Raw genomic sequence first — 16,789 nt, 5'->3', positions numbered from 1 at the left:
GAACTCCGCTAAATTTATTGATACCATCTTTCTAACAATTCCTTCTCCCTCTCGCCTGAAATACCTGCTTTTAATTCCCATTCTTCCGTACTCTCCATCCACTCATACACATCTGTAACTGTCTCTTCTATTCTTCTAAAAGTAAGCCCTTCATTAACCGCACTTTCGATACAAATAGAAAACCCGCCTCTCCACGGCTTCGTCTCACCATCTAATGGGAAAGTTTCTGGAATCCACAAAGGCATTTCTGTCCAAGGCTGCACATTATGTTCACTCATAAACGCTTCGTCTACCCAAACAAATTCAGCATCGCTATTCGTAACCTTTTTACACGTATTTAATAGCTCTTCCATCGTCAATTCATCATTCGGACCTGTTATATTAAATGTTCCTGCTTTATGATGTTCTGCCATATTTAGCCCCCATCTCGCGACATCTTTTATATCAACTAATTGCACGGGACGAATTTTTCTTCCTGGAACTAACACGTTACCTCCTTTTGCTACACGTTGAATCCAGTATGGAAGTCGATCTGTATAATCAAACATTCCTGAAAGAAGACCTGCTCTTACATGTAACACACGCCCCGGCCAATACTTCTCTGCTTCTTTTTCGCATAATACTTTCAGTGCACCATAATACTCATAAGGTGAAACTTCACCATTCTCTACAGCCTTTATTTGATCATCCGTCGGTTCGGGCTGTAATATATAATCTTCTTTTATGTCATGCGGAATCCAATCTTTATATACGGAAAGGCTTGAGATGAATACATAGTGTTCAATATTATCTTTGAGCACTTCTCCAACATTCCTAATATGATGTGGAGAAAATCCACACGTGTCTATGACAACATCCCACTTTCGATTTTTTAAACTTGATACATCGTTATTTCTGTCACCGATTAACTGCTCCAATTCAGGAAAAACTTCTTTGTTTGTTCCGCGGTTAAATAACGTAACTTCATGCCCCCTCTGTAAAGCCTCATCTACAAATGCTCTTCCTAAAAATCGTGTACCGCCTAGAATTAATATCTTCATAGTTCTCCCCCATTCGTGATTAATAACCCTTCCTAATGTTTAACGATTTTTTATTGAGGAAAGTTACGGGGAGCGTTTAAATTTTTCTACAAGCTCACCATTACTCTGTTAAAAGTATATACTCTTTGATTAATCTCCATCTATCATTTGCTTCTGGCACAACTTCAGAAGCCATCACCACCACCAATTCCTTCTCTGGAATACAACAAATCATATTCCCACCATCACCCATTGCACAATACGAATAGACACCCTCTTCTTCTCGTAACCACCATAAGTAACCATATTGATTTGAATTCATCGCTATTGATTCTTTTATCCATGATTTTGATAGAACTTGTTTTCCATTATGAATACCTTCATTCAAATACATCTGTCCAAACTTAGCCATATCCCTAACCGTTAACGTTACTCCCCAGCCGCCCGTCGAAATACCATTTGGATCGTGAACCCATCCCTTCACATCTTTTCCGAATAAGTCATCGAATCCAAATGCTTTCATATTGTAGTTTGGAATTTCGCTCATGCCCAGTGGTTGAAATAAGTACTCATTCGCAAATTCACGTGCACTTTTCCCTGTTGCATTCGTAATAATCGCTGATAGTACATGCGCTCCTGCAGATGAGTATTTAAAAGATCCAATTTCTCCGCCGTTTCCTATCCTATTTAACGTATACTTTACCCAATCTCGTTGCATACATAGTTCTTCTAACGGCTCCTGCCAGTCTACGAAAGGATGTGGAGCTGTCATTGTCAACAGATGTCGTACTGTTATTTCAGATGAATTAACGTTATATTCCGGGAAAAATTCTATTACTTTTTGATCAACACTTTTTATATAGCCCTTATCTATACATATCCCAATTAACGCAGAGATTATCGTTTTTGTAACTGACGCTACATGAAACGCATTATCTGGACTGTAACCATTATAATAATTTTCAAAAACAACATTACCTTTCTGCACTACTAACATGCCATTCATATTTTTATATTCTTCTTGTATAATTTGATCTAACTTTTCAGCAGTTTTCATTATTCCTTCCCCTTTAACCTATAATTAAAAAGGTTCGATAGGTACATATATATCAACTATATGTTTATGCTTTGGATGCTGCTTTGGGTCATTTCTATATACTTCAAAAGGATACAAATCTCTCGGTTTATATCCGCTATTTGGAAGCCACTCACCGTATATAAAGTCCCATGCTCTTTTATATTCATCTTGGCATATTTCAAAATGTCCTACTGCATACTTTCCAGAAGGTATTACCATTATTCCAACGTCGTTCGTTTCTACTGTGGATTCATCTGAAATTGTTACACATAAACTTGTTCTTAAATGATATTCTTCAGTAAATTCATGATGATCGTGGTAAATGGTTAATACTTTCGTATCATCAAATACATGATAGTTTTGCTTAGCTGCGTAATGAAATAGTTTTTCTATCATTTCTGGAAAAGCTATAGTTAACTCCTCATATGTACCGATATGTCTTATGTATGCGACGTTTATATCGTCCGCTGTTACAATTTCAACATTTCCTCGAACCTTCTTACATTCATTGTATTGAGAAGTTCTTCTTACGTCTTTGCAATTCTTGCTATTGTCGTTTCGATATTGAGATGGACTTACGCCGTAATAATTTTTAAATGTTCGGGAGAAAACTGCTGAATCTGTGAATCCGAAGTGATACGCAATATCTGTAATCGTCATATCTGTCCGATATGTAAGTAGATGTGTTGCCCTTTCTAACTTCAATCGGTTTACATACCGTGATAATGACTCGTTTACTATCCCCTTAAAAATCCGATGAAAATGAAACTTTGAAAATCCTGCTACATCCGCTAACTCTTCAATTGAAAGTGAATCATTTATGTTTGATTCTATATAATCTTGCACTTTATAAATGCGTCGTAAGTATTCATTTCTACTTTGTTTACTCTCCATACTTTTAGCTCCTCACAACAAAAAGAACCATCCTAGAATACTTTTAGGACGGCTTTCTATTCGTAATAGATTCTTCCATATTTTATTGTTAAATCGATATAATTTCACTATATTTTTTAAGCTGATGGTAATGTGGCGTTATCCTAATTTAATTTAAAGAAATAACTATTTTTTTATAGCCCTACGCAAGTTAATAATATTATTGGGATTTAGCTCCCATTGTCTCATAAGTTCTCTTTGTCTTGTTTTTAAGTCTTCAAATGGTTCTTCCACCATGTCGATTTTATTAAATTTCCCTTCGAAAACTAAAGCATTTTTTATCTTTTTATATCCACCAAAACCTAAGTCATCATTTAGTAACCAGACTACTCTCTGTATTTTTGCAAATAAAATACCACCTGTACACATTGGACACGGTTCCAACGTGCTATAAATAGTAAACCTCTCATTTTTTATTTTTGCATCAAACATTGCTTCCCCTGCATTGCGAATAGCGACTAACTCTGCGTGAGCTGTTATGTCTTTTTCTGGATGCACTCTATTCCTTCCTCTTGCAATGACATTATTATTTTCATCAACAATAACTGCTCCTACTGGATATGTGTTTTCTTTTAATGCCTTTTCTGCTTCTTCCAATGCCATCTGTAAAAAATATCTATCCCTCTCAAAATTCATATAGATCCCTCTTTTTTAGATAAAATTATGTTATGGAAATTCCTTTCGACTATCATACTAGCTTCTATCAAGCTAACAAAGTCAGCCATTCTTTATGCAACGGATAACATTTTCATATACATTTAACTCAGTGCGTTTTGGTAAAGCTTATTTTTCTACACATTTTTCAAAAATAAAACTCTACTCCCGCCGTTCCCATCATAATTTGTATGTACCGATACACCCTCTATCTCATCATCTCCAGCTTCAATTTGAAAGCCAATCTCCCTATGAAACTGTATCGATTTTTTATTAACCGGTGACGTGATTGCTTTTATAACTTTACGATTGTTTGCACGAGCTACATCGAAGAAATAAGAATACAATGTCGATGCGATTCCTCTTCTTCTATACTTCGGATTGACTCCAATAAAATGAACGTACGCTTCCTCTTTATGCGTTTGTGAGAAGAATCCGCATAAGAAACCTAACGTTTCTCCCTCTTCTTCAATAATAAAACTCGTTTCTTGAAAGTGAATGAAGAACAATTTTGGCAACATGGCAGCCATGTCTCTCCCGCCCCACCATTCATTTAATACGGAATGAATCTTTTCATAATCTTCCCCTTGGATGTTTCTTACTCGCATATGTTTCTCCCTCTCACTCACTTCATTTTTTCATAAATTTTAATGACTGTTTCTACTAAAAGGATGAATACCCATATCCCGCAAAATACAAGAACAGACTGGAATAAAGAACCTAGCATAACAATACTTATTAAACCTAATTCTGGGCCTGAAATGGACATTTCATCAAATCCTATATTATGTATAAATGGACCGGTTGAAAAAGCCATTAAAATAGATGCTATTAAATAAATCACACTCATTATTTTTAATATTTTTATAGAAAGATACGAAGTTTGTTCTTGCTCCACTTGTGATAATTCGATTTCACCGCTCGCAATTCCTTTTTGTAAACAGTCCTCACATAGAAATTCTTCCTTAATTTTTTTACCACCGTGCAATGTACCTGTAATTTCTTTACAGCGCGAACACTTTCGATTTATCATTTTGTTATCACTCCAATCTCGTAAGATTATACTTATACAATTCTATTTTTACCTTATTATTCCTTTTGTGTATTTTATAGAGAGGTGACGTGTCTTATGATATCTAAACTTATTTTTGGTTATAAAAAGCCTACTGAGCAATATGTATTACGGCCTAGTTGTTATGCAATTATTTTTAACTCAACTTCTTCAAACATTGCTATTATCCAAAAAGGAGACCGTTATTTTTTACCTGGTGGCGGTATGGAAGGTACCGAAACAAAAGATGAATGCTTACATCGTGAACTACTAGAGGAATTAGGATGGGCAATTGAAATTAATCAATATATCGGTAATGCAATGCGATATTTTTATGCGGAAAAAGAAGATACATATTATTTAAACGATGGATTTTTTTATATTGCGAACATGGTGCAGACACAAACTGAAAACTGTGAGGAAGATCATGTTTTGCGGTGGATGTCTCCTTTACTTGCTGTAGAGCTTCTCATTCATGATCATCAAAAATGGGCTGTTGAACAAGCGCTTTTATTACAAAAACCAAAAGGATCTCCTTCTATATGAAAGAGATCCTTTTTATTGTTAACTTACTTTTTTCAAATTGAGAGCTGGCTTTTGAATTCCACCCTTTTTTACAACATATAAGCCGATAAAGATTATAAGTCCGCCAACGAGTTGCATCATGTTGATTTGCTCTCCGATAGTTACTGCCGCGAAGATAACTGCGAACAATGGTACAAGATACATATAAACCATTACTTTCGTTGAGCCTATTTTACTAATACCGATATACCACATTGCAAGTCCGAATATGGTCGCAAAGACGATTGAATATGCTAGTGATCCCCAGCTTGGCATATCTACTGGCCACGTTAATGTATTTATGTTGAATAAACAATATACAACGAGAGGTACAATTCCGATTAAAGTTGACCAAGATGTGACTCTCATTGCGGAATATTTTGTTATAAGAGGTTGCGCTAATATTGGGTACCATCCCCACGCAATCGCTGCGACTAATCCAATTATGTTTCCGAGCCACGCATATTCGTAAGTAGCTCCTCCTGTATGCCCTGTTAATAAAACGAATGCTGCACCAACAAAGGCCACTATTGAACCAATTTGTACTTTCATCGAAAAACGTTCTTGTTTGTGCAATACTGCTAATATCCCTGTAAAAATAGGTGACATTGCAATTAATAATGAGGCGTTTGTTGCTGAAGTATATTTCACAGATAGCATAAACATCGTTTGATACATTGTCGTACCAACGATACCGACTGCTACTAATCGTAACCAATCTTTTCTTTCAATACGTAATGAGCGTTCCATCATAAAAGTGATAAGTAATAATGCCGGTGATGCTACTAAAAATCGTAAACTATTAAATTGAATGGATGACATAAATGCCACTCCATACTTTCCTATTGTATAATTTGCTCCCCATACTAATGCAACTGATACTAGGAGCCATTCCATTTGCCATCGTTTCATCCGAATCTCCCCTTCCCTATTTAGCATAGTAAAATTGGCTGGATATAACACCGTCCAATTGGCTGTTTTTTTACCCAGCCAATTTGCTATACTTGATGTATATAAGAGATACGGAGGCGTTTTTTATGGAATGGAAACTAGATAGTGACAGTAAAATCCCTATTTATCAGCAAGTTGTTGACTTTATTGAAAAACGCATTACATACGGAGAACTTCCTCCAGGAAGCTTCCTACCTTCAGAACGGAAATTAGCTACGCAATTAAATGTAAACCGAAGTACAGTAACGACTGCTTATAATGAACTTCGTGCGATGGGAATTGTAGAAAGTACCACTGGTAAAGGTACACGTGTAAGTACACATATGTGGGGCGTTTCTCCAACATTAACACCCAACTGGAGAAATTTCGTAGAAGGTGGTACGTTCTTACCAAACTTACCGTTACTTCGCCATATTCGGGCAGAAGTACAACAAAATGAAAATATTATTGATTTTGCAAACGGAGAGCTCGGTTGTAATCTTTATCCCCACGATCAACTACAAGCGATTTTACGTGAACAACCGTTAACGCATTCATTAAGTTACGATCATCCGCAAGGCTATCTCCCGCTAAGACAAGCGGTCGTAAAATATATGAAGGAATATTTAAAAGTTGAGGCGACTGAACAATCCATTATGATTACATCTGGCGCACAGCAAGCACTTCACCTTATCGTGCAATGTTTATTAAATCCAGGTGATGCTGTTGCTTTCGAAAGTCCTTCACACTGTTATTCCTTGCCGTTATTCCAATCAGCAGGTATTCGTATTTTCCCATTACCTGTCGATGAACACGGCATTAATCCAGACGATGTACAGGAATTATATAGAAAACACCGTATTAAAATGATCTTTTTAAATCCAAATTTCCAAAACCCTACGGGAACGATGCTTCATCCAAACCGTAGAAAAAAACTATTATCACTTTGTGCAGACTTACGAATTGCGATTGTGGAAGATGATCCGTCTAGTTTACTTACGCTAGAAAAGAAACAACCTTGCCCTACTTTGAAATCAATTGATGAAAATGGAACTGTCATTTATGTACATTCTTTATCAAAAATGATTGCACCAGGCTTACGAGTTGGTTGGCTCGTTGCCCCGCAGTCTGTAGTAGAAAGATTATCCGACGCAAGGCACCAAATGGAATTGGGTATGAGCATATTCCCGCAGTGGCTTATGCAACAATTTTTTGAAACTGTACCATTTCAGTCGCATATCGTACCGTTACGAAAACAACTAGCAGAAAAAAGAGACGTTATCGTTCGCGCCTTAAACGAGCAACTTCATGATAAAATCTCTTTTTCAAATCCGACCGGTGGAATATACATATGGGGAAAATTAAAAGAACCGATAAACGAAAAACAACTTATTATGCAAAGTTTAAAACAAGAAATTGCTTTTATGCCAGGTAGTATTTTCGGCGCAAAAGATGGTTATATACGTTTATCTTATGGAAAAGTGAATATTAATCAAATTGAGGAAGGTATTTCTCGTTTGCGGGAGGCTATTTTGGTATGTGAAAATAACTTTAAATAAAGCTTGCTCGTTTGACAAAACCTAAATCTACCATTATTATCAACACGAACCTAGTTATAGGAGTGATAAAAATGAAAATTTACGTTGATGCAGATGCTTGTCCTGTAAAAGATGTAATTATTTTTGAAGCTACGAATGCGGAAATTCCTGTTACACTCGTTACTAGTTTTTCTCATTATTCTAATGCAGAGCAGCCGAAAGGTGTGGAAACAATATATGTTGATTCCGGAGCAGATGCTGCTGATTACCGAATTATGCAGTTAGCAAAAAAAGAAGATTTAATCGTAACACAAGATTACGGTCTTGCTTCGCTCGCTTTAGCAAAAGGCTGTATCGTACTACACCATAAAGGCTATAAGTATACGAATGATAACATTGAACAATTGTTACAAACACGATATTTAAGTGCAATGGTTCGAAAAAGTGGTAAGCGTACAAAAGGACCGAAACCATTTACAGCAGAAGATAAAGAGAAATTTAGAGCGCTCTTTAAAAGTATGATTGCACTGTAGAAATGAACCGTCTATTTGTAGAGAAAGAAAAGAAGAGAAGAGAATATCCAAATGAACATTCTCTTCTTGAGGTTTACCCGTTTAAAATGAAGGTAAATTATCTAAGTTATTTTCTTTTATTCCATCCGGTTCACTACGTATAATATCTCTGCCATACTTATGAAATACGTCCACATGAGCTAACTTCCCTGATTTCGCTTCATTAAGAGCAGTCATATAATCTAACTCTCTCCCGCTACTTGTTTTAAAAGCAATTAAATCACCTTCATCATTTTTACGAACAGCAACAATTTGTTCTGCTCCTGAAGTAACTTCCTGAGCTATTTCAAATTGAGCTTGCTCTTCCCCTTGATGTAAATAATCATTATATACTTTTTCAAAGTCTTTTTTGTCCATTAAACTCACCTCCAACACATTTTATTAGTATGGTTGGGATGTAGTGTTTTTATGTACTTTTCTCTTAGAAAAACGGATTTTTAATACCTATGCAAACCCTTCAAAGTCTCCAATATATCATCTGTAAAGGCTGTACTACCCTCTGTCTCTAAAACTCTAAAATATAAACTTCTTAAGAACGATCTAATATTTTGTACTAAAATAGCATGCTGCGGATGTCGGATGTCCTCAACAGTTGCTATACTATGTAGCCAATTGCTCCACTCTTCTTCAGTTAAAAGCTTTTGGTTATGTAACGACATAATTGGCTTTACTAATCTCTCATCCTCAAAGTGTACATATACGTAATCACTCAATCGAACCTTCTGACGAACAGCCGCAAGAATCGCATATGAAAACTCACGATTTTGAATTGTACGTGCTAACGCATCGAGCGCATCTGCTGCATGTGCAGTAGAGTGTGCCCAGCCTTTTCCTTCTACGTAGCCCCTTACATCTTCTTCTAAATATACATATTCCAACACTTGTTCTGCCACACTGTACAATTGTTCTTCCGATAACAACGGTTCTCTTTCATGAACAGATAAAATAAGTGGTGGAATTAATACGGAGAATGCACGTTTAAATACAGAGTCTGTTCCCTTTTCACCAATTTTATAAAATAAATAATCAGGACTAATTGCTTGTAACATTAATCCTCTTAACTCTTTTTGTCTAAATACATCATTTGTAATCCATGTGTGAAGCGTACTATAAATTAAATCATCACGTAATTCAGCATCAGGTGATCCGATATAATCTAGCATCCATTGCGCATATGGATATGCATCTACGTCTTCTGGTACAGCATAATTGTTATTTTTAATTTGTAGTAGTTCTTCTTTTAGTTCGAGTACTTCATTCATTATATTTCTTGTCCCCTTTTTGCGTTTTTTATTGTCTTATCCCCTTTTATTTGCTTCATAAAATTAATTTAATTATAACAATAAACAAAAGGCTATACATATATTTCTGATTATGTATTACGCTCTTTCATGAAATATAACTTCTGGATTTCCTAAATCACTATTCTTAAATATAACATTCGCACACTCTTTTGGATTATGCTCATCTATATACAACTTACAGGCCGCATGATATCTGTTCAAAAACATCTTCTCTGCTTCTTCATAACTTCCAAAAGCTTCAGTTTCCCGCTTCGTACCACGTTTTCTCGCAATCTCAAAATTTGTATCTACAAAGATTTTGTAATCAAATAAATACGCAACGTCTTTTTTCAATAGAAACGTTCCATCTACTATTAATATCATATTTTGCGTGGCCAATAGCGGCTCATTATGTACAGACATATCCGTTATTAAGTTATGAGAAATCGTTTCATACTGTAAATTCCCGTTAGGTCCTAAAGGCATTAATAATCTTTCTTTGAAAGCTGTATAATCGTGTGCATCTTCATAATACCCTCTTGCAGATTCTTTTCCTTTTGCATAGCGAATCACTCTTGGATTATGAAAATCATCAATGCTTGCGCGTGTTACTGGTAATCCTCGTTTTTTTATTTCTTCCGCTAATTCGTTTGCAAATGTTGTTTTTCCTGATGCTGTAATACCACTTACTCCAACTCTTGTTGGATAGGTTAAGTTTAGCTTTACAATATGACCTGCAATTTCTTTGATTCGTTGTTTTCGGTTCATGATATCTCCCTTTATAATTAGTTTACATAATATAATTATAAGTAACAATCCATGTCACTATTTGTCGGTAAATCGATATCCTTTATCGAATCGTTGATATATCGAAAAAATCGTTGATATATTTTAAGTTATGATAGATATATTTGAAAAATCGTTGATATATTATTAGCTTACTTCCCCTTAAACCCCCGATATAAGGCCGTCCGTAACTCTTGCTTATACTCTTCAATTTCTGGCATTTCGAGTTCTTCTGCTAATCTGATAGCTAATTCAATATCATACGGTACTCGTACAAGTTGAATAGAAAAGCTCGCCGCTTCTTTTTCATTATATGTTCCTTCAAATATTAAATAGGAAGCTTGCGTTATTTCAAGTGGGTTTCCTACGCTACCGGCATTACATAACGTTTTCCCTCTGAAATTTTGAACGAACGCTTGGTGAACATCGCCGTAACAAACGACATCTGGTTTTCTTTCTCCTTCTATATTTTCTGTCAGATCACTATTTTCGAACATACTAATACGTTCTTCTCTTGAAGCGTGTGGTTGAATTCTTTCATATAAACTTCTCGGTGAAGCGTGAAACATACGAATGAGTTTTCCACTCATAAAAAATTCGATTGAAAATGGTAAACTTCTTAAATAATCATTTTGTTCTTCCGATAATTGTTTTTGATGCCATTTTAATGCTTCAAATTCAGTCGGCTTTGTAATAAAATCATCCCAGTTTCCCATTACGACTACTTCACATTCTTTACGAATGATTTCAATTGCTTCACTGGAATGAGGTCCTTTTCCTACTAAATCTCCAAGACAAATAATGCGCTCGATTCCTCTTAATTTAATATCATTCAACACGGATTCTAATGCTTGAATATTACCGTGAATATCTGAAATTACTGCTATTTTATCCATATAAATTACTCCTTTATTTATTACATTCGCTTGATTGATACCATTTTGGAATATAGGATGAAAAATCATTATGATCTTCTAAAATTCCATTTAATCTTTCCTTCATATCATCTACTAAATGCGGCGTACTTCGATTCGTCCAAACGATATCCGCTGGGAATGTCATCGCGGCGTACAATGTATAGAGTTTCCAAAAATGAAGCGATGGTTCGCCTCCGCAATAACCGTGAACTTGTCCAACCGCAAATGGTTTGCTTATATTCGTTGTAAATAGTGCTACTTTATAAAAATCATGAATAGGATCACCAATATCGAATCTAGCAAAATCTATGACAGCCCGAAACTCATTTTGGTCAATCATTATATTAGCCGGATGAAAATCGTCATGTAAAAATACGATGGGACGATTTTTTAATAAATCTTTATGATTTCCTACAAAATCTATCACTGTATTTAAACGAAAAAAGTCTACTTCATATTCTTTCAACGCTTCTAAGTATCTCTCATATTTACTCCATATAGACATTTCCCATGAATTACTTTTATCTTCTTTTTCAACTAAATGAATCTTTTTTAGTACTTCTCCAGCCTTTTTTCCAGCCCTATACTGCTCTTCTGTAGACAACGTTCTTAATATATCTTCACCATCTAATCCATCAATCCATTCAAAAACTTGTACACATTTATTGAATTTAGTAAGACTAATAAAATGAATTAATTTTGGCATAGGAATATGTAAAGAATCTAGCTGCTGCATATATTCATATTCTTCCTGCTTCCGTTCAAAATATGATGAATCGCATACTTTAATAAAATACGAGGCCCCACTCTCTAATTCAATTTTATATTTCTCATCGAATGAAAAGCCTTTTGAAATAACAGTCGCTTTTAACATACGAGGCCATTCTAGTATTCTCTCTATCTCCCTAAGCATTTCTTCCACAACGTTCACCTCTATTAATATATGTACAAACTACCTAGCACTTCATGCTCTCGTTTATTTCCACCTTTAAACTCTACTGCAAATGGATATTCGCCATTCTTATTCAAATGTTCTAGTACTAGCCCTTCTCCAATCGGTTCACAAAACTGCACATGAATATTTCCAAACACTACACTTTGACTCTCAGCATTCCATTTTTCATTTTTCACAACTGAACTTGTAGATAGTCCCATTACTTTTTTCCATTTCCGTACTGTTTCTCGAACGTTTTTTACTGCGTAATGAATCGTTTCAATTTGTTGCACTTTGTTTTTATGTTCAGTGATCGTCCTACTGTTACGTAAATCGTTTCTTCTTTCTTCGTCCGTTTCATTCCACTGTATAAAGAAAGGTAATTTCGGTCCGTTCTCTTCTTGCCTAACAAATAACATTTTCCATTCTAAAAGCCGGCCATCTTTTCTCATGCGTTTCCCTTCAAATGGCCCTATCGTATGTAAGCCGTACTTATTAAAGTTAACTGCTAGCTCCTCAATTGCATCTGTTCGGATCGCGATTTGTAGCATTCCTTCTCCATTTTGTAGTTTCACCACTGTTTCTTGTACTAATGGATTTTCTGCTTCTTTCGCTTTTTCTTCATGTTGAACTGCTAAAAATTCTATATATGATAAATCAAAATAACTTAAACTATTCCAAGTACCCCAATTCGTATGCTCTCCGCCTAATACAGTATGAAATCCAAGTTCCTGCATTTGTTTTGCCGCTTCCTCCGGTGTACCATGAACTGCGTGAACAAGATGATCAAATCGTAACATGTCTTTCTCCCCTTTCTCTCCATCCTTTTATTGTATATTTTATTTTTATTTCATTCAATTCAAAAACTTTAAAACCTAGTTGATTTATACGATTAATATGTATTATAATGAAACAAATTTAATTATTGCTGATTGGAAAAACCAAAGGCACTTTTCTCATACGGGAAAAGTGTCTTTTTCATTTATTATTACAGGGGGATTATTTATGCAGAAATTAATTGTCTTTGCTATTATTGGATTTTTCGCTCAACTGATCGATGGAGCACTCGGAATGGCGTATGGGGTAACGTCTACTTCACTATTATTAATGTTTGGTATTGCACCGGCTGTAGCTTCCGCATCGGTTCATTTAGCTGAAGTCGTTACAACTGCAGCTTCTGGCGCATCTCATATCAAATTTGGAAACGTTGATAAATATACAGTTTCCAGGCTTACATTACCTGGGGCAATCGGCGCATTTGTTGGGGCATGTTTTTTAAGTAATTTGCCTGGAGATGTAATCAAACCGTACATTTCCGTATTTTTATTTACTTTAGGGGTTTATATTTTATTACGATTCATCATTCAAAAACAAATTGTCACTTCAAATAAGCGTATGTCTGCAAAACAACTTGTGCCGCTTGGTTTATTCGCTGGATTCGTTGATTCAACTGGTGGCGGTGGTTGGGGGCCGATTACGACACCTGTTCTTCTAGCAAGAGGAAATGAAGCTAGAAAAGTTATTGGATCTGTAGATACGAGTGAATTTCCTGTTTCACTCGCTGCAACAATCGGCTTCTTCATCTCACTTGGCTGGGAACAAGTAAGCTGGGTTTGGGTATTTTCTCTCATGCTCGGTGGTATCGTAGCGGCACCAATCGCGGCATGGCTAGTTCGCATCGTTCCTTCTCATTTACTTGGCGTATTAGTTGGTGGTCTTATTATCTTTACAAACATTCGTACACTGCTTACTACATTTAAAGTGGATCCAACTATTATTTCACTTTCTTACGTTGCAGTTGGTCTTGTCGTTATTATTTCTATTTTCATTGCTGTTCGTAATCATTCCAATCGTCCTAATACGTCAACGGCTGAGTATCCGAATGATCAGAAGCAAATGCTACCATAACTATAAAAAATACCGCTCAATTTAGAGCGGTATTTTTTATTTTTCTATTTTCCAATTAATCATCATTTCTGTAGCATTTACTCTCTTCATATGTAACTTTTCTAAAACACGCATCGAACTATAATTATCTAGAAGTGTCTCTGCAATTATTGTTTCTACCTCACCTGTTTTGAAAGCCCAATCGATTAGTTCTTTTACAGCTTCTGTTGCATAGCCCTGATTCCAATATTTCTCAATGAATCCATAGCCAATTTCTACTGTTTGATCCTCGTTTGGTTTCCCTTTAAACCCAATATCACCTAAAACGCTATCATCTTCTTTTCGAAGAACATACCACGCCCCCCATGGTAATAAAGTTGCATCTTGTTTTACATTCTTTACATGCCCTACAATATGCGGGCCGCTATTGTATCCTTGCTCGTTAGCGACTTGAATCCTCTCTTCTGTACACGGCACTATATAGAGCCTTTCTGTTTCTAATTTCATTTTGATTTCCCCTTTTTGCTTAAACGTTACTCTAATTATAACAAATAATATGACTTTATTATGAATGTCGAATTATATTTTCTGAATTTTCTTTTAATTTAGAGGGTTTTTCAATATTTTTTGCGAAACATTTGTATAACAATTTTTTCTTTGCTTATTGCTACATAATAGTAGGTTCGGGTGGAGTTTTGCAAGCGTTTCCTATACAATAACCGATATTTTTTGACTTTTCCTAACAAAATATCTTGCAATATATTCAGAAAGTCATTACAATTGCCATATATTAAAAATCTTAGCAATATATCAAATCCTCATCAATCCGATGAGGTAGAGGTTGCGACTTTTAAGAGTACGACGGACGAGACACAGAGAATGTCACCGACTCCGTTTGAAAGGAAAAGTTGCCGAAGTTTATATTTCTTCTCTGGAAATATGAGCTGGGGCTGTCTCCGAAAGGAACAGAACTGTCACGTTTACAAAATTACCGTGTAAACGTGGGGTGCTATCTTAACGGAAGGGTATGATGGGGTGGTTATTTGTGAAACGTTCCGCCAAATTCCTTTGGCGGTTTTTTGTATTTTTCTCCCCCGCTCCTTCCTAACCTACAAGAAAAGGAGTGTTGAACATGAATAGCGCAACAAATCAATCTACCTCTAAAACGCAAACTACACAAGGACAAGGTGAATTAAAACGCGGATTAAAATCTCGTCACCTTACGATGATTTCTCTCGGCGGTACAATTGGTACCGGACTATTTCTTGCCAGCGGTGGTGTCATCCATTCAGCTGGACCTGGTGGTGCATTAATTGCATACGCCGCAATTGGAATTATGGTTTACTTTTTAATGACAAGCTTAGCTGAACTCGCAGCTTACATGCCTGTTACTGGATCTTTTAGTACGTACGCAACAAAATTTGTTGATCCATCACTTGGCTTTGCACTTGGATGGAACTATTGGTATAACTGGGCAATTACGATTGCTGCTGAACTAGCTGCTGTAACATTAATTATGAAATTTTGGTTCCCAGATACCCCTTCTCTTATTTGGAGCGGATTATGTTTAGCTATTATTTTCCTTTTAAACTACTTATCTGTTAAAGGGTTTGGTGAATCTGAATATTGGTTCGCACTTATTAAAGTAGTTACGATTATTATCTTTTTAATTGTTGGTTTCATGATGATTTTTGGAATTATGGGCGGCGAAACGGTTGGCTTCAAAAACTTCACTGTTGCAGATGCACCATTTAACGGCGGTATCATGGCAATTATCGGTGTGTTTATGGCAGCTGGTTTCTCATTCCAAGGTACTGAACTATTAGGAGTAGCTGCTGGTGAAACATCTGATCCAGAACGTAATATCCCAAAAGCAATTCGTTCAATCTTTTGGCGTATTCTTTTATTCTATATCCTTGCGATTCTCGTTATCGGTTTATTAATTCCTTATACAACTGAAAGTCTTGCTGCAAGTGATGTAACAGTAAGTCCATTTACACTTATTTTCGAAAAAGCGGGCGTTGCCTTTGCTGCTTCTGTTATGAACGCTGTTATTTTAACGGCAGTACTATCTGCTGGTAACTCTGGTATGTATGCATCAACTCGTATGCTTTGGGATTTAGCTCGCCAAGGGAAGGCACCAAAGTTTCTTGGTAAATTAGATAGCCGCGGTGTACCTGTTAACGCATTAATCGTAACATCGATTGTCGGTAGTATTGCTTTCATTGCTTCTTTATTCGGTGACGGTGTTGTATACATTTGGTTATTAAATGCATCAGGAATGTCTGGCTTTATCGCTTGGGTCGGCATTGCAATTAGTCATTACCGTTTCCGTAAAGCGTATATCGCACAAGGAAAAGATTTAAATGACTTACCATATAGAGCAAAATGGTTCCCCTTCGGTCCAATCTTTGCATTTACACTTTGTATCATCGTAATTTTAGGACAAAACTACGGGGCATTTATGGGTGAGTCAATCGACTGGAACGGTGTACTCGTTTCTTACATCGGTTTACCACTCTTCTTAGTACTATGGTTAGGTTATAAATTTACGAAAAAAACAAAAGTGATTCCACTTGATAAATGTGAACTAAAATAAAGTGAAACGAGCAAACAAATTTGTTTGCTCGTTTTTTGTTGCAA

The 16,789-nt window shown here is 36.0% G+C and carries 19 protein-coding genes and 1 riboswitch; of the genes, 5 read left to right on the top strand and 14 right to left on the bottom strand.

The genetic code is table 11. From position 1 onward, the window contains the following. Positions 1–14: 14 nt before the first annotated feature. The 6 genes from M1D66_RS12250 to M1D66_RS12225 form a co-directional block, all read right to left on the bottom strand. Positions 15–1,040: an SDR family oxidoreductase gene (locus M1D66_RS12250; protein ID WP_242555163.1), complete on the bottom strand. Its 1,026-nt coding sequence runs from the start codon at positions 1,038–1,040 to the stop codon at positions 15–17. A 100-nt stretch (positions 1,041–1,140) separates the two neighbouring features. Further along, complete coding sequence (locus M1D66_RS12245) at positions 1,141–2,076, bottom strand: serine hydrolase domain-containing protein (protein WP_153595622.1); 936 nt, start codon at positions 2,074–2,076, stop codon at positions 1,141–1,143. 24 nt (positions 2,077–2,100) lie between these two features. Next, positions 2,101–2,991 (bottom strand): AraC family transcriptional regulator, encoded by an 891-nt coding sequence (locus M1D66_RS12240; protein WP_153595623.1) that lies wholly within the window; start codon positions 2,989–2,991, stop codon positions 2,101–2,103. Positions 2,992–3,156: 165 nt separating this feature from the next. Next, positions 3,157–3,666, bottom strand: a complete 510-nt coding sequence (locus tag M1D66_RS12235) for a nucleoside deaminase (protein ID WP_061113179.1) — start codon at positions 3,664–3,666, stop codon at positions 3,157–3,159. A gap of 155 nt (positions 3,667–3,821) precedes the next feature. Then, complete coding sequence (locus M1D66_RS12230) at positions 3,822–4,292, bottom strand: GNAT family N-acetyltransferase (protein WP_086385816.1); 471 nt, start codon at positions 4,290–4,292, stop codon at positions 3,822–3,824. 17 nt (positions 4,293–4,309) lie between these two features. Further along, the gene (locus M1D66_RS12225; RefSeq protein WP_000610496.1) at positions 4,310–4,717 is read right to left on the bottom strand and encodes a DUF3980 domain-containing protein; all 408 of its coding nucleotides are present in this window, start codon (positions 4,715–4,717) and stop codon (positions 4,310–4,312) included. Between the two features lie 96 nt (positions 4,718–4,813). On the opposite strand from M1D66_RS12225, the gene M1D66_RS12220 reads away from it, so the two are divergent. Then, a complete protein-coding gene (locus tag M1D66_RS12220) occupies positions 4,814–5,281 on the top strand; it encodes an NUDIX hydrolase (RefSeq protein ID WP_000623966.1) in 468 nt (155 codons plus the stop codon). Between the two features lie 18 nt (positions 5,282–5,299). On the opposite strand, the gene M1D66_RS12215 is transcribed toward M1D66_RS12220, so the two are convergent. Further along, positions 5,300–6,211 (bottom strand): DMT family transporter, encoded by a 912-nt coding sequence (locus M1D66_RS12215; RefSeq protein ID WP_242555162.1) that lies wholly within the window; start codon positions 6,209–6,211, stop codon positions 5,300–5,302. A 125-nt stretch (positions 6,212–6,336) separates the two neighbouring features. Between M1D66_RS12215 and pdxR the strand changes: the two genes are divergently transcribed. Together pdxR and M1D66_RS12205 are read left to right on the top strand one after the other, a co-directional pair. Then, positions 6,337–7,788, top strand: a complete 1,452-nt coding sequence (gene pdxR / locus M1D66_RS12210; RefSeq protein WP_149149747.1) for a MocR-like pyridoxine biosynthesis transcription factor PdxR — start codon at positions 6,337–6,339, stop codon at positions 7,786–7,788. 71 nt (positions 7,789–7,859) lie between these two features. After that, entirely contained in the window at positions 7,860–8,300 is a 441-nt protein-coding gene (locus M1D66_RS12205) for a YaiI/YqxD family protein (RefSeq protein ID WP_000708761.1), read from the top strand. 81 nt (positions 8,301–8,381) lie between these two features. Here the strand turns inward: M1D66_RS12205 and M1D66_RS12200 are convergent, their stop codons facing one another. The 6 genes from M1D66_RS12200 to M1D66_RS12175 form a co-directional block, all read right to left on the bottom strand. Then, positions 8,382–8,696 (bottom strand): DUF3892 domain-containing protein, encoded by a 315-nt coding sequence (locus M1D66_RS12200; RefSeq protein ID WP_000358161.1) that lies wholly within the window; start codon positions 8,694–8,696, stop codon positions 8,382–8,384. Positions 8,697–8,776: 80 nt separating this feature from the next. Beyond that, on the bottom strand, positions 8,777–9,601 hold the full coding sequence (locus M1D66_RS12195) for a DUF2785 domain-containing protein (protein WP_006926031.1): 825 nt from the start codon (positions 9,599–9,601) through the stop codon (positions 8,777–8,779). A 117-nt stretch (positions 9,602–9,718) separates the two neighbouring features. Next, a complete protein-coding gene (locus tag M1D66_RS12190; RefSeq protein ID WP_006926034.1) occupies positions 9,719–10,390 on the bottom strand; it encodes a nucleoside/nucleotide kinase family protein in 672 nt (223 codons plus the stop codon). 170 nt (positions 10,391–10,560) lie between these two features. Then, positions 10,561–11,304, bottom strand: a complete 744-nt coding sequence (locus tag M1D66_RS12185; protein ID WP_000357656.1) for a metallophosphoesterase family protein — start codon at positions 11,302–11,304, stop codon at positions 10,561–10,563. A gap of 13 nt (positions 11,305–11,317) precedes the next feature. After that, positions 11,318–12,247 carry an aminoglycoside phosphotransferase family protein gene (locus M1D66_RS12180; RefSeq protein ID WP_006926036.1) on the bottom strand — a complete coding sequence of 310 codons (930 nt, stop codon included), beginning with the start codon at positions 12,245–12,247 and terminating at the stop codon, positions 11,318–11,320. A gap of 14 nt (positions 12,248–12,261) precedes the next feature. Beyond that, on the bottom strand, positions 12,262–13,059 hold the full coding sequence (locus M1D66_RS12175) for a VOC family protein (protein WP_006926038.1): 798 nt from the start codon (positions 13,057–13,059) through the stop codon (positions 12,262–12,264). Between the two features lie 97 nt (positions 13,060–13,156). Between M1D66_RS12175 and M1D66_RS12170 the strand changes: the two genes are divergently transcribed. After that, on the top strand, positions 13,157–14,167 hold the full coding sequence (locus M1D66_RS12170) for a sulfite exporter TauE/SafE family protein (RefSeq protein WP_002024365.1): 1,011 nt from the start codon (positions 13,157–13,159) through the stop codon (positions 14,165–14,167). Positions 14,168–14,203: 36 nt separating this feature from the next. Here M1D66_RS12170 and M1D66_RS12165 read toward each other — a convergent pair whose 3' ends face one another. Then, complete coding sequence (locus tag M1D66_RS12165) at positions 14,204–14,653, bottom strand: GNAT family N-acetyltransferase (protein ID WP_000764607.1); 450 nt, start codon at positions 14,651–14,653, stop codon at positions 14,204–14,206. A 320-nt stretch (positions 14,654–14,973) separates the two neighbouring features. Beyond that, positions 14,974–15,166: riboswitch (Lysine riboswitch) on the top strand. Between the two features lie 112 nt (positions 15,167–15,278). Here M1D66_RS12165 and M1D66_RS12160 point away from each other — a divergent pair. After that, positions 15,279–16,745, top strand: a complete 1,467-nt coding sequence (locus M1D66_RS12160; protein ID WP_001083386.1) for an amino acid permease — start codon at positions 15,279–15,281, stop codon at positions 16,743–16,745. The last annotated feature ends 44 nt before the right edge of the window (positions 16,746–16,789 follow it).

It is taken from the genome of Bacillus sp. PK6-16, assembly GCF_056530295.1.
The sequence above is the reverse complement of the archived record's forward strand: the minus strand, read 5'-3'. Positions and strand labels throughout refer to the sequence as shown.

Excerpts from the sequence above, each read along its gene's own strand:
- M1D66_RS12250 (WP_242555163.1), bottom strand. The coding sequence starts at position 1,040 with ATGAAGATATTAATTCTAGGCGGTACACGATTTTTAGGAAGAGCATTT.
- M1D66_RS12245 (WP_153595622.1), bottom strand. The coding sequence starts at position 2,076 with ATGAAAACTGCTGAAAAGTTAGATCAAATTATACAAGAAGAATATAAA.
- M1D66_RS12240 (WP_153595623.1), bottom strand. The coding sequence starts at position 2,991 with ATGGAGAGTAAACAAAGTAGAAATGAATACTTACGACGCATTTATAAA.
- M1D66_RS12235 (WP_061113179.1), bottom strand. The coding sequence starts at position 3,666 with ATGAATTTTGAGAGGGATAGATATTTTTTACAGATGGCATTGGAAGAA.
- M1D66_RS12230 (WP_086385816.1), bottom strand. The coding sequence starts at position 4,292 with ATGCGAGTAAGAAACATCCAAGGGGAAGATTATGAAAAGATTCATTCC.
- M1D66_RS12225 (WP_000610496.1), bottom strand. The coding sequence starts at position 4,717 with ATGATAAATCGAAAGTGTTCGCGCTGTAAAGAAATTACAGGTACATTG.
- M1D66_RS12220 (WP_000623966.1), top strand. The coding sequence starts at position 4,814 with ATGATATCTAAACTTATTTTTGGTTATAAAAAGCCTACTGAGCAATAT.
- M1D66_RS12215 (WP_242555162.1), bottom strand. The coding sequence starts at position 6,211 with ATGAAACGATGGCAAATGGAATGGCTCCTAGTATCAGTTGCATTAGTA.
- pdxR (WP_149149747.1), top strand. The coding sequence starts at position 6,337 with ATGGAATGGAAACTAGATAGTGACAGTAAAATCCCTATTTATCAGCAA.
- M1D66_RS12205 (WP_000708761.1), top strand. The coding sequence starts at position 7,860 with ATGAAAATTTACGTTGATGCAGATGCTTGTCCTGTAAAAGATGTAATT.
- M1D66_RS12200 (WP_000358161.1), bottom strand. The coding sequence starts at position 8,696 with ATGGACAAAAAAGACTTTGAAAAAGTATATAATGATTATTTACATCAA.
- M1D66_RS12195 (WP_006926031.1), bottom strand. The coding sequence starts at position 9,601 with ATGAATGAAGTACTCGAACTAAAAGAAGAACTACTACAAATTAAAAAT.
- M1D66_RS12190 (WP_006926034.1), bottom strand. The coding sequence starts at position 10,390 with ATGAACCGAAAACAACGAATCAAAGAAATTGCAGGTCATATTGTAAAG.
- M1D66_RS12185 (WP_000357656.1), bottom strand. The coding sequence starts at position 11,304 with ATGGATAAAATAGCAGTAATTTCAGATATTCACGGTAATATTCAAGCA.
- M1D66_RS12175 (WP_006926038.1), bottom strand. The coding sequence starts at position 13,059 with ATGTTACGATTTGATCATCTTGTTCACGCAGTTCATGGTACACCGGAG.
- M1D66_RS12170 (WP_002024365.1), top strand. The coding sequence starts at position 13,157 with ATGTATTATAATGAAACAAATTTAATTATTGCTGATTGGAAAAACCAA.
- M1D66_RS12165 (WP_000764607.1), bottom strand. The coding sequence starts at position 14,653 with ATGAAATTAGAAACAGAAAGGCTCTATATAGTGCCGTGTACAGAAGAG.
- M1D66_RS12160 (WP_001083386.1), top strand. The coding sequence starts at position 15,279 with ATGAATAGCGCAACAAATCAATCTACCTCTAAAACGCAAACTACACAA.